General features: G+C 65.9%; 1 protein-coding gene. It reads left to right on the plus strand.

Annotated features, from left to right (window positions below; genetic code table 11):
- Positions 1–78: 78 nt before the first annotated feature.
- The gene (locus C4J84_RS11165; RefSeq protein WP_124435335.1) at positions 79–14115 is read left to right on the plus strand and encodes a non-ribosomal peptide synthase/polyketide synthase; all 14037 of its coding nucleotides are present in this window, start codon (positions 79–81) and stop codon (positions 14113–14115) included.
- Positions 14116–14118: the final 3 nt, after the last annotated feature.

Consider the following 14118-nt stretch of genomic DNA (forward strand, 5'->3'; position numbering starts at 1 on the left):
TAATTTTTCCCTCTGCGGTTCGTTTTATAGGGACGACGTGCCTTTGTGCTTCCTGCCTATTGCTCCGGACTCCAACAAATGAATGCTGAAGACTCCTTGAAACTTGCTCGCCGGTTTATCGGGTTGCCCCTGGAAAAACGCCAGGTGTTCCTGCAGGCCTTGCAGAAAGAAGGCGTGGATTTTTCCCGGTTTCCGATTCCGGCGGGAGTGGAGACCGAGGATCGCCAGGCGCTGTCCTACGCGCAGCAACGCATGTGGTTTCTCTGGCAGCTGGATCCGGCCAGCGGCGCCTACAACCTGCCCGGCGCCGTACGCTTGAAAGGCGCGCTCAGCCTCGACGCCCTGGAACAAGCGTTCGCCAGCCTGGTGGCGCGTCACGAAACCTTGCGCACGGTGTTCCAGCGTCAAGCGGATGAGCGTCTGGTGCAGGTTTCAATCGAGCCGTCGTTGGCCATCGAGCATCTGGACTTGAGCACCCTGGCGCCCGTTGACCGTGAGCAGGCGGTCAACGCGGCAGCGACGCGCCAGTCGCTACTGCCGTTCGACCTGGAGCATGGCCCGCTGCTGCGCGTGCAACTGCTCAGGCTCGACGAACACGAGCACGTGCTGCTGCTGACCTTGCACCACATCGTCTCCGACGGTTGGTCGATGAATGTGTTGATCGACGAGTTCATCCGTTGCTATGACGCCCACGAGCGCAATGAGGCGCCACAATTGCCGGCGCTGGCGATCCAGTACAGTGACTACGCCCTGTGGCAGCGCCGCTGGCTGGAGGCCGGCGAGCAGGCGCGCCAGTTGGCGTATTGGCAGGCGCGCCTGGGCGATGAACATCCGGTTCTGGAGCTGCCGACCGACCGTCCACGGCCGGCCATGCCAAGTTACCAGGGCACTCGCCATGCCTTCGAGATCGACCCGGCGCTGGCCACCCAACTGCGCCTGTGCGCGCAAAAGCACAACGTCACCTTGTTCATGCTGCTGCTCGGCGCCTTCAACGTGTTGTTGCATCGTTATACGGGGCAGGGCGACATTCGTGTCGGCGTGCCCATCGCCAACCGCAACCGCACTGAAGTCGAAGGCTTGATCGGCTTCTTCGTCAACACCCAGGTACTGCGCACCGAGCTGACCGGCCAAACCCGCATTACCGAACTGCTGCAAGGCATAAAGGAGCACGCCCTGGGCGCCCAGGCCCATCAGGAATTGCCGTTCGAACGCTTGGTCGATGCCTTGAACGTCGAGCGTAGCCTCAGCCATACGCCGCTGTTCCAAGTGATGTACAACCATCAACCGGTGGTGGCGGATATCGCCTCTGTCAGCACCGCCTCCGGCCTGGAACTGGCCCTGGTGGAATGGCAAGGCCGCACCACCCAGTTCGACCTTACCCTCGACACCTATGAAAAATCCGGCACCTTGCATGCCGCGCTGACCTACGCCAACGACCTGTTCGACGCGCCCTCCATCCAGCGCATGGCGCGCCATTGGACCCGCCTGTTGCAGGCGATGGTGGCAGATGCTGAACAGCGCATCGGTGAGCTGCCGATGCTGGACGCTGACGAGCAACAGCTGCTGGTCAAGACCTGGAACCACACGGCCACGCCGTACCCGACCGAACACGCGATCCATCACTTGATTGAAGACCAGGCGCAACGCACGCCTGACGCGCCAGCGCTGGTGTTCGGTGAGCTGACCCTGACGTACGCCCAGCTTGACGCGCGCGCCAACCGGTTGGCCCATGCATTGCGCGAACAAGGCGTCGGCCCGGACGTGCTGGTGGGCATCTGCGTCGAGCGTTCCATCGACATGGTCGTGGGCCTGCTGGCGATCCTCAAGGCGGGCGGCGCCTACGTCCCGCTGGACCCGGAATACCCCGAGGAACGCCTGGCGTACATGATCGACGACAGCGGCATCAGGCTGCTGCTCAGCCAGCAAAGCCTGCTGGCACGGCTGCCGACCGCAGGCCTCCAAGTGATTGCCCTGGATCAGCCGGCGAACTGGCTCGACGGCTACAGCACCGCAGCCCCGAACGTCAGCCTGCATGGGCTGAACCTGGCCTACGTGATCTACACCTCGGGCTCCACCGGTAAACCCAAGGGTGCCGGTAACAGCCACCGCGCGCTGGTCAACCGCCTGTGCTGGATGCAGCAGGCCTATGCACTCGATGGCGGCGACGCGGTGCTGCAGAAAACCCCGTTCAGCTTCGACGTTTCCGTGTGGGAATTCTTCTGGCCGCTGATGACGGGTGCGCGCCTGGTGGTCGCCGCGCCGGGCGAACACCGGGAGCCGGCCCGGCTGATCGAGACCATCGGCCGGCACGCCATCACCACGGTGCACTTCGTGCCGTCAATGTTGCAGGCGTTTATCCATGAGCCCGGCGTCGAGGCCTGCGCCAGCCTCAAGCGCATTGTCTGCAGCGGCGAAGCCTTGCCGTTGGACGCACAACGCCAAGTGTTCGCCAAGCTGGCGAATGCAGCCCTGTACAACCTCTACGGCCCGACCGAAGCGGCGATCGACGTCACCCACTGGACCTGCATCGACGAAGGCGCCGACAGCGTGCCCATCGGCCGACCGATCGCCAACCTCGGCACCTACGTGCTGGATGCCCAGCTCAACCCGGTTGCGGCTGGTGTCTCAGGCGAGCTGTACCTCGGCGGCACCGGCCTGGCGCGCAGTTACCACCGCCGCTCGGCGCTGACGGCCGAGCGCTTTGTGCCGAGCCCGTTCGTGGCCGGCGAGCGCCTGTATCGTACCGGCGACCGTGTGCGCCAGCGCGCCGATGGGGTGATCGAATACCTGGGCCGCCTCGACCATCAGGTCAAGCTGCGCGGCCTGCGCATCGAACTGGGCGAGATCGAAACGCGCCTGATGCAGCACCCAACGGTGCGCGAAGCGGTGGTGGTGGTACACGGCGGCAAACAGTTGGTGGCTTACCTGGTGCTGGAACGCGACGCACCGACCGACCTCAAGGCCTGGCTGCTCGGCAGCTTGCCGGAATACATGGTGCCAAGCCACTTCATCGCGCTTGCCAAACTGCCGGTGACCGCCAACGGCAAGCTCGACCGCAAGGCACTGCCACTGCCGGACGCCACGGCGCAGCAGGCCTTTGCTGCCCCGGAAAATACCCTGCAACAAGCCCTGGCCGCGATCTGGAGCGACGTGCTGGGTATCGACAGCGTCGGCCTGGACGATAACTTTTTCGAGCTGGGCGGCGATTCGATCATCTCCATTCAGGTGGTCAGCCGGGCCCGCCAGGCCGGTATCCGCCTCAGTCCGCGCGACCTGTTCCAGTACCAGAGTGTGCGCAGCCTGGCGCTGGTGGCAGGCGTCGACGAACTGAGCGTGGTCGATCAGGGGCCAGTGAGCGGTGAGGTCATCCTCACGCCGGTGCAGCAGGGCTTTTTCGCCCAGGCCATCCCGGCGCGTCACCATTGGAACCAGTCGTTGCTGCTGACCCCGCGTGAACCCCTGCAGTCCGCTCGGCTCGACGCGGCCGTGATGCAAGTGGTCCAGCATCACGATGCCCTGCGCCTGCGCTTCGTGGCGCAGGCTGAGGGTTGGCAACAGCACCACGCCACTGCGGTCGACGCATCGCTGCTGTGGCAGGCCCATGCCGACACCGACGCCGAATTGGCCGCGCTGTGTGACAAGGCCCAGCGCAGCCTTGACCTGGAGCACGGCCCGTTGCTGCGCGCCGCCCTGGTCGAGATGGCCGACGGCACCCAGCGGTTGCTGCTGGTGGTGCATCACCTGGTGGTGGATGGCGTGTCCTGGCGCATCCTGCTGGAAGACCTGCAACAGGCGTATCGCGAGCAGCGGTTGCCGGCAAAGACCAGCGCCTATCAGCACTGGGCGTACCGGCTGCAAGAGCAGGCGCACGCTCTCGAGCACCAACTGCCGTACTGGCAGGCGCAAACCGCCGAGGCCGAGTTGCCCTGTGATCACCCCGAAGGCGGTCTGCAGCATCGCCTGGGCGCCAAGCTGGAAACGCGCCTCGACGCCGAGCACACGCGCCAGTTGTTGCAAGAGGCGCCGGCGGCCTATCGCACCCAGGTCAATGACCTGTTGCTCACCGCCCTGGCGCGCGTGGTCAGCCGTTGGAGCGCTCAGCCCGCCGCGCTGATCCAGCTGGAAGGGCATGGCCGGGAAGACCTGTTCGACGGCATCGACCTGACGCGCACCGTCGGCTGGTTCACCAGCCTGTTTCCGCTGCGCCTGCAAGCGGACGGCGAGTTGGCCGGCGCGATCAAGGCGGTCAAGGAACAACTGCGTGCAGTCCCCGACAAGGGCCTGGGCTATGGCCTGCTGCGCTACCTCGGCGCGCCCGGAGCCCGTGAAACCCTGGCCGGCCTGGCCGTGCCGCGCATCACCTTCAACTATCTGGGTCAATTCGATCGCCAGTTCGATGAATCGGCACTGTTTGTACCGGCCGCCGAGGGCAGCGGCCAGGCCCAGGACCCCGAGGCGCCGCTGGCCAACTGGCTGACGGTGGAAGGGCAGGTGTATGGCGGTGAATTGGCGCTGCAGTGGGGCTTCAGTCGCGAGATGTTCGAGGCTGCGACCATCCAGCGCTTGGCGGACGACTTCGCCTGTGAGCTCAAGGCCGTGATCGCCCATTGCTGTGCCACACCGGCCGGGCAGGTCACGCCATCGGATTTCCCCCTGGCACAGGTCACTCAGGCGCAACTGGATGGATTGCCGGTGGCCGGGCCGGCCATCGCCGACCTGTACCCGCTGTCGCCGATGCAGCAGGGCATGCTGTTCCACACCCTGCTGGCGCCGGAAGCCCAGGCCTATATCAACCAGTTGCGCGTCGACATCGACGGCCTTGATCTGCTGGCATTCGGGCGCGCCTGGCAGGCCGCGCTGGACCGTCACGACATCCTGCGCAGCAGCTTCCATTGGCTGGGCCTGGACAGCGCCCATCAAGTGATCCGGCGCCAGGTCGACCTGCAGCTGCAGGTGATTGAAGACCCGAGTGCCGATTGCGAAGCCCTGGCCCACGCCGAGCGTGAACGCGGTTTCGCACTCGATACCGCGCCGCTGTTTCGCCTGATGCTGGTGCGCGGCGCGGGGCCGACCTGGCACCTGATTTTCACCAGCCACCACATCCTCATGGATGGCTGGAGCAACGCCCAGTTGCTCGGCGAGGTGCTTGCCCATTACGCCGGCCAGGCCGTGCCCGCACCGCTCGGGCAATTTCGCGATTACCTGGGCTGGCTGCAACGGCAAGGCAACGGCGAAGCGTTCTGGAAAGCCCAGCTGGCGCCGTTGCAGGCGCCAACCCTGCTGGCCCAAGCGCTGCGTACGCCGGTTGCCGGGGCAGGCACTGCCGACCATCAGGTCGTGCTGGGCCGTGACTTCACCCACACCCTCAGTGAGTTCGCCCGCCAACACAAAGTCACTCTCAACACCGTGCTGCAAGGAGCCTGGAGCCTGCTGCTGCAACGCTACACCGGCCAGGCGTGCGTGGCGTTCGGCGCCACCGTGGCTGGGCGTTCCGCGCCGTTGACCGGGATCGAACAGCAGTTGGGCCTGTTCATCAACACCTTGCCGATCATCAGCGCCGCCTCGCCGGCACAATCGGCCATCAGTTGGCTCGGCGAGTTGCAAGCGCTGAACCTCAGCCTGCGCGATCACGAGCATGTGCCGCTCTATGACATCCAAGGCTGGGCTGGCCAACCAGGCGCCGCGCTGTTCGACACCTTGCTGGTGTTCGAAAACTTCCCTGTGGCCGAAGCCCTGAAGCAGGGGGCGCCGGCCGGGCTGAGCTTCGGGCCGTTGCATAACCATGAGCGCACGCATTATCCGCTGACCCTCGGCATCGAACTGGGTGACAGCCTGCGCCTGGAATTCAGCTACGACCGGGCGCACTTCAGCCAAGCCCAGGTCATCCGCCTGAGCGACAACCTGCAGTATCTGCTCGCGCAATTCCTCGCGGACGCGCAAAGCCCCCTGGGCAACCTGCGTCTGCTCGACGCCAGCGCCCAGCGCGACGTGCTTGCCCTCAGCCAATTGCCCGCAGCCGCCCAGCCTCATCAACGCGCTCATCAACGCATCGCTGCCCGGGCCCAGGCCGCGCCGGACGCACTGGCGGTGCAGGCTGGCAACGAACGCCTCAGCTATGCCCAACTCAACGCTCGCGCCAACCGCCTGGCCCATCGCCTGCTGGAATGCGGCGTCGGCCCCGGTCAGCGCGTGGGCCTGGCGTCCCGTCGTGGCCCGCAACTGATCGTCAGCCTGCTGGCGGTGCTCAAGAGCGGTGCGGCCTATGTGCCGCTGGACCCGAAATACCCTGCCGAGCGCCTGGCCTACATGCTGGCGGACAGCCGCCTCGACCTGCTGCTCAGCGAAACCGGCCTGCTGGCCGATTTGCCATTGCCGGCAGGGCTGAGCCGCATCGACTTCAGCGCCGGCGGTGATGAATTGGCCGGCTACCGAGCGACCAATCCGCCCAACCACGCGACGGCGGCAGACCTGGCCTATGTGATCTACACCTCCGGCTCCACCGGCCAGCCCAAAGGCGTGGCCATCGACCATGCCGCCCTCGACCAGTTCTGCGACAGCGCCGCGGTGTACAGCCAACTGAGCGGCCAGGACCGCGTGCTGCAATTTGCGACCTTCAGTTTCGACGGCTTTGTCGAGCAGTGCTACCCGCCGCTGTGCGTGGGCGCGGCGCTGATCATGCGCGGCGATGAACTGTGGGACGCCGGGCAACTGGCGCGAGAAATCGTCGAGCAGGGCGTGACCCTGGCCGACTTGCCCGCCGCCTACTGGTACTTGCTGGCCAAGGAATGCGCCGTGCACCGCCGCCCCCTGGGCCAGCTGCGCCAGGTGCATGTGGGCGGTGAGGCCATGTCCGTGGAAGGCCTGCGCGCCTGGCATGCCGCCGGGTTGGGCGGTGTGCGGCTGGTCAACACGTACGGGCCGACCGAGGCGACGGTGGTGTCCAGCGTGCACGATTGCCGGTTGGCTGATGCCAGCGACGCGTTCGGCGTGCCGATTGGGCGCGCGATTGCCGGGCGCTCGCTCTACGTGCTCGACAGCGCTTTCGAACTACAGGCGACCGATAGCGTGGGCGAGTTGTGCATCGGTGCCGAGGCCGGCCTGGCCCAAGGCTATTTTGACCGCCCGGCGCTGACCGCCGAGCGCTTCCTGCCCGACCCGTTTGCCGCCGTCCCCGGTGCGCGGCTCTACCGCAGCGGCGACCTGGCCCGTTACAACGAGGCGGGTGCGCTGGAGTACGTCGGGCGTATCGACCATCAGGTGAAGATTCGCGGCTTGCGAATTGAAATGGGCGAAATCGAAGCCAGCCTGCAAGCCTTGCCGCAGGTGCGTGAAGCCGCGGTACATGCGCTGCCGAGCGCCACGGGCACGCAATTGGTCGCCTACGTGGTAGCCGCCGAGGGCCATGCGCTGGAGACACAGGCACTGGCGAGCCGTTTGCGCCAGTCACTGCCGGACTACATGGTGCCTGGGCAGTGGGTGGTGCTCGACGCCTTGCCCTTGAACACCAACGGCAAGCTCGACCGCCGCGCACTGCCGGCGCCGGACCTGAACCTGCACGCCCCGGCCTACGTGGCGCCCCACAGCCCGCTGCAAATCCAGCTCGCGGCGATCTGGCAAGCGGTGTTGCAGGTTGAGCGCGTCGGCCTGGACGATCACTTCTTTGAACGCGGCGGTCATTCGCTGCTGGCCACCCAGGTGATCTCTCGAGTGCGGCATGCGCTCAAGCTGGAAGTGCCATTGCGCGCGCTGTTCGAACAGCCGACCCTGCGCGCATTTGCCGACGCTTGCGCGGCGCTGCAGGTGAGCACGGCGCAGCCGTTGCTGGCGCTGGAGCGCGGTCGGCCGCTGGCGTTGTCCTTCGCCCAGGAACGCCAATGGTTCCTCTGGCAGCTGGACCCGGCCAGCGCGGCCTATCACGTGCCTGCCGCCCTGCACCTGCGCGGGCAACTGGACCGCGCCGCACTGGAGCAGGCATTCCACGCCCTGGTACAGCGCCATGAGCCGCTGCGCACCACCTTTGTGGAGCAAGGCGAGCACACTTTGCAAGTCATCCATCCGCACCTGGCGGTGACCATCGAGCAGCAGCGCGTCGATGTGGCGGTGATCGAACAGGCGGTGGCCGAGGAAATCCAGCGCCCGTTCGATCTGCGCAGCGGCCCGCTGATGCGGGTTAAATTGCTCGACGTCGCGCCAGAGCATCATGTGCTGGTGATCACCCAGCACCACATCATCTCCGACGGTTGGTCGATGCAAGTGATGGTCGATGAGCTGGTGGCGCTCTACCAGGGCGACAACGCCTTGCCGGCGTTGCCGATCCAGTACGCCGACTATGCCCAGTGGCAACGTGACTGGATGGCCGCCGGGGAGAAACAGCGCCAGCTCGATTACTGGTGCGCGCGCCTGGGCAGTGAACATCCGGTGCTGGCGCTGCCCCTGGACCACCCGCGTCCGGCAGTGCAAAGCCATCGGGGCGCGCGCCGGCAAATCCATCTGGATCGCGCGCTGGTGGCCGAGCTCAAGGCGTTGGCCCAGCGTCAGGACGTGACCTTGTTCATGCTCCTGCTGGCCTCGTTCCAGACCTTGCTGCATCGCTACAGCGGCCAATCCGAGATCCGCGTCGGCGTACCGATCGCCAACCGTACGCGCCTGGAAACCGAGCGACTGGTCGGTTTCTTCGTCAACACCCAGGTACTGCAGGCGCAGTTGCATGGGCAAATGCCTTTCGAACAGTTATTGGCCCAGGGCAAGCGCCGTGCCCTCGAGGCCCAGGCGCATCAGGACCTGCCGTTCGAACAACTGGTGGAAGCCTTGCAGCCTGAGCGCAGTCTCAGCCACAACCCGCTGTTCCAAGTGATGTTCAACCATCAGGACAGCCTGCGCGCCGGCCCTGTGCACTTGCCGGGCCTGGCGTTGCAGGCGCTGGACTGGGCCGGGCACACCACCCAGTTCGATTTGAGCCTGGAAACCGAAGAATCCGCCGATGGCCTCTGGGCGTCGCTGACGTACGCCACCGACCTGTTCGAAGCGGCAACCCTGGAACGCCTGGCCGGGCATTGGCACAACCTGCTGCGCGCAGTGGTGCGCGATGCGTCCCAGGCGCTCGATGACCTGGCAATGCTCAGCGCACCGCAATGGCAGCAGACGGTTGAAGACTGGAACCACACCTCATTCGACTATCCAAGCGAGCAGTGCGTGCACCAGTTGTTCGAGGCCCAAGCCCTTGCCCAGCCGGAGGCCGTCGCACTGCGCTTCAATGGCGACCGCCTGAGCTACGCCGAACTCAACCGCCGGGCCAATCGCCTGGCGCATCGCTTGATTGCGGCAGGCGTCGGCCCTGACGTGCTGGTGGCGGTGCATGTGGAGCGCTCCCTGGACATGGCGGTCAGCCTGTTGGCCACCCTCAAGGCCGGCGCTGCCTACGTGCCGCTCGACCCGCAGTTCCCGGCCGAGCGCCTGGCCTTCATGCTCGACGACAGCGGCGCCCGGGTGCTGCTGACCCAGGCGCGGTTGCACGGCCAGCTGGCACAGCCCGAGGGCCTGCAGGTGCTGCTGGTCGAGGATGAACCCGGTGCAGAACACAACCCGCAGGTTACGCTCACGCCGGAACACCTGGCCTACGTGATCTACACCTCCGGCTCCACCGGCAAGCCCAAAGGCGTGATGGTGCGGCACCAGGCGTTGTGCAGTTTTACCTGTGCCATGGCCGACAGCTTGTCCATCGGCGCTGATGCCCGCCTGTTGTCGTTGACCACGTTCTCGTTCGACATCTTCGCCCTGGAGCTCTACGTGCCGCTGAGTGTCGGCGCGACAGTGCTGCTGAGCGAGCAGGCCATGGCGCTCGACCCGGAAGCCATTCTCGACCTGGTCCACAGCGAGGCGGCCACGGTGCTGCAGGCCACGCCTTCGACTTGGCGCATGCTGCTCGACAGCCCGCGCGCGCAGCTGTTGCGCGGCGTCCAGTGCCTGTGCGGCGGCGAAGCGTTGCCGGCTGACCTGGCCCAGCGCCTGCTCGCTCTGCAAGGCCCGGTGTGGAACCTCTATGGGCCGACGGAAACCACCATCTGGTCGGCGGCCCATCGGCTGCACGAAGCGCAGCCGATGGTCGGGCGGCCTATCGCGAACACCTCGCTGTTCATCCTCAATGCCGGGCTCACGCCATGCCCGCAAGGCGCGGCCGGTGAGCTGCTGATCGGCGGGGTCGGCCTGGCGCGTGGTTATCACGCGCAGCCTGCGCTCACCGCCGAGCGTTTTGTGCCAGACCCGTTCGGGGCGCCCGGCGCACGCCTGTACCGCACCGGCGACCTGGCGCGTTACCGCGCAGACGGCGTGGTCGAGTACCTCGGCCGGGTCGATCACCAGGTCAAGGTGCGTGGTTTCCGTATCGAGCTGGGTGAGATCGAAGCTTGCCTGCGTGACTACCCAGGCGTGCGTGAAGCCGTGGTGCTGGCCGACAACGACCGCTTGATCGCCTACCTGGTGAGCTCCGCACCGGAGGAGCAACAGGCCTACAAAGCCGCGTTGCGCGAGCGCCTGCCGGACTACATGGTGCCGGCGCACCTGCTGTTCCTCGACCGCCTGCCCCTGACCCCCAACGGCAAGCTCGACCGCAAGGCCTTGCCCAAAGTGGATGCCAGCCAACTGAGTAAAGGCCATCTGGCCCCCGTCACCTCGCGCGAACAACAGGTCGCGGCGATCTGGGCCGAGGTGCTGGACGTGCCGCAGGTCGGTCTCGACGATCACTTTTTCGAACTGGGCGGGCATTCCTTGCTGGCCACGCGGGTGGTGTCGCGGGTGCGCCAGGCCTTGGCCCTGGAAGTCGCGCTCAAGACCCTGTTCGAACAACCCCTGCTGGGTGACTTTGTGCGCGCACTGGGCGAGGAGGGCGTCACCGCGCCGGCGCTGCAGAGGGCCGACCGCACGCAACCCTTGCCGCTGTCTTACGCCCAGGAGCGCCAATGGTTCCTGTGGCAACTGGACCCGCACAGCACGGCCTACCACATCCCCAGTGCCTTGCGCTTGCATGGCCCGCTGGACCAGGCCGCGCTGCAACGCAGCTTCGACACCTTGCTGGCGCGCCATGAAAGCCTGCGCACCCATCTGCGCCAGGAGGCCATGGGCGCGGTGCAAGTCATCGAAGCGCTGGGCCTGATCGATATCGACCGGGGCGCCTGTGCCTACGCCGACCTCAAGGGCGCTGTGGCGGCCGAGGTCGCACGCCCCTTCGATTTACTGCGCGGGCCGCTGTTGCGGGTCAAGTTGCTGCGCCTGGCTGAGGACGACCATGTGCTGGTGTTGGTGCAGCACCACATCGTCTCCGATGGCTGGTCGATGCAACTGATGGTCGAGGAACTGGTGCAGCTGTACGCCGCGTTCAGCCAGGGGCAAACGCCGCACCTGCCGGCATTGCCGATCCAGTACGCAGACTATGCCGTGTGGCAACGCCAGTGGATGGAAGCCGGCGAGCAGACGCGTCAACTGGCTTACTGGCGCGAGCAGTTGGGCGGCGAGCAACCGGTGCTGGAGCTGCCGTTCGACTACCCGCGCCCGGCGCTGCCAAGCCATCGCGGCGCACGCCTGGGCATCGAGTTGGCGCCAGGGCTGCTGGACGGCCTGCGTACCTTGGCGCACAACGTTGGCGTCACGCTGCCGATGGTGCTGCTGGCGTCCTATCAGGCGCTGTTGCACCGCTACAGCGGCCAGGAAGACGTGCGCGTCGGCGTTCCGGTTGCCAACCGTAACCGCCTGGAAACCGAGGGTTTGATCGGCTTCTTCGTCAACACCCAAGTGCTCAAGGCCGATCTGCACGGGCAGATGAGCGTCGAGCAGTTGCTGCGCCAGGTGCGCCAGCGCTCCCTGGACGCCCAGGCCCATCAGGACCTGCCGTTCGAACAACTGGTGCAGGCGTTGCAACCGGAGCGCAGCCTCAGCCTGAGCCCCTTGTTCCAAGTACTGTTCAACCACCGCGTGACGTCCGCCGCAAGCCAGTTGCAACAGCTGACCGACCTGCACATCGAAGTGCTGAGTTGGGACGAAGGCGTGGCCCAGTTCGACCTGGCGCTGGACGTCGAAGAAACCCCGACGGCGCTGCATGCCTCCCTGAGCTACGCCACCGACCTGTTTGCGCCTGCCACCATCGCGCGCATGGCGGCGCATTGGCAGAACCTGCTGCAGGCAATGGTCGCCGATCCACACCAACCCATCGGCCAGTTGCACCTGCTGGATCAGCATGAGCAGCAGCACATCCTGCAACTGTGGGACCGTACCGAATCCGGTTACTCGGCCCAGCGCCTGGTGCATGAGCTGGTCGCTGACCGTGCGCGGCAAACCCCGAATGCAATAGCGGTGAAGTTCGATGCGCAAACCCTGAGTTACGCTGAGCTCGACGCCCAGGCCAACCGCCTGGCCCATGGGCTGATCGCCCGTGGCGTCGGCCCGGAAGTGCGCGTGGCCATCGCCATGCCGCGCAGCGCCGAGATTATGGTGGCCTTCCTCGCGGTGCTCAAAGCCGGTGGTGTGTACGTACCGCTGGATATCGAATACCCGCGTGACCGTCTGCTGTACATGATGCAGGACAGCCGGGCGCAACTGCTGCTCAGCCATACCCAGGCATTGGCGCAGCTGCCGATTCCGGCAGGGCTGGAGACCTTGGCGATTGACGCTACCGAGCAATGGGCGCACCTCAGCGACACCGCGCCGAACGTGGTTCTGCATGGCGACAACCTCGCCTACGTGATCTACACCTCCGGTTCCACCGGCATGCCCAAGGGCGTGGCGGTGCCCCACGGGCCGTTGGTGGCGCACATCATCGCCACTGGCGAGCGCTATGAAACCAGCCCGGCCGACTGCGAACTGCACTTCATGTCGTTCGCCTTCGACGGTGCCCATGAAGGCTGGATGCACCCGCTGATCAACGGCGCCAGCGTGCTGATCCGTGACGACAGCCTGTGGTTGCCGGAATACACCTACGAACAAATGCACCGCCACCACGTGACCATGGCGGTGTTCCCACCGGTGTACCTGCAACAACTGGCCGAACATGCCGAGCGCGACGGCAACCCACCGGCGGTGCGCGTGTACTGCTTCGGCGGTGATGCGGTGGCGCAGGCCAGCTATGACCTGGCCTGGCGTGCGCTGAAACCGACTTACCTGTTCAACGGCTACGGCCCCACTGAAACCGTGGTCACGCCGCTGCTATGGAAGGCGCGCAAAGGCGACCCGTGCGGCGCCGTGTACGCGCCCATCGGCACCTTGCTCGGCAACCGCAGCGGCTACGTGCTCGACGCCCAACTCAACCTGCAACCCATCGGCGTGGCCGGCGAGCTGTACCTGGGCGGCGAGGGCGTGGCGCGGGGTTACCTGGAACGTCCGGGGTTGACCGCCGAACGTTTCGTGCCGGACCCGTTCGGCAAGCCCGGCAGCCGCGTGTACCGCAGCGGCGACCTGACCCGTGGGCGTGCGGATGGCGTGGTGGACTACCTCGGCCGCGTCGACCATCAGGTGAAAATTCGTGGTTTCCGTATCGAACTGGGTGAAATCGAAGCACGTTTGCGTGAACAGGACAGCGTCGGCGAAACCGTGGTGGTGGCCCAGGAAGGGCCGACCGGCAAGCAGTTGGTGGCCTACGTGGTGCCGGCCGATGCGACCCTGGCCGACCAGGCCGAATTCCGCGACACCCTGCGCCGCGCCCTGAAAAGCGGCCTGCCGGACTACATGGTGCCGGCGCACTTCGTGTTCCTCGCGCAGATGCCGTTGACCCCCAACGGCAAGCTCGACCGCAAGGGCCTGCCGTTGCCGGACGCCAGCCAGATGCAACAACAGTACGTGGCGCCGCAAACCGAACTGGAGCAGCAGATCGCTGCGATCTGGGCCGACGTGCTGCACCTTGCGCAAGTGGGCCTGAACGACAACTTCTTCGAAGTCGGCGGGCATTCCTTGCTGGCCATCCAGATTACCTCGCGGGTCCAGGCCGAGCTGGGCCTGGACGTCCCGCTGATGGAACTGTTCCAGACCGAATCGCTGCGTGCCTACGTGCAGGCCGCAGCCACCTTCCGCGCCGGCAGCGAGGAAGATTTTGATGATCTTCGTGACTTTTTGAGCGAACTAGAGGCGATTTGAACC

Source organism: Pseudomonas sp. R11-23-07, assembly GCF_003852295.1.
Taxonomy (GTDB): domain Bacteria; phylum Pseudomonadota; class Gammaproteobacteria; order Pseudomonadales; family Pseudomonadaceae; genus Aquipseudomonas.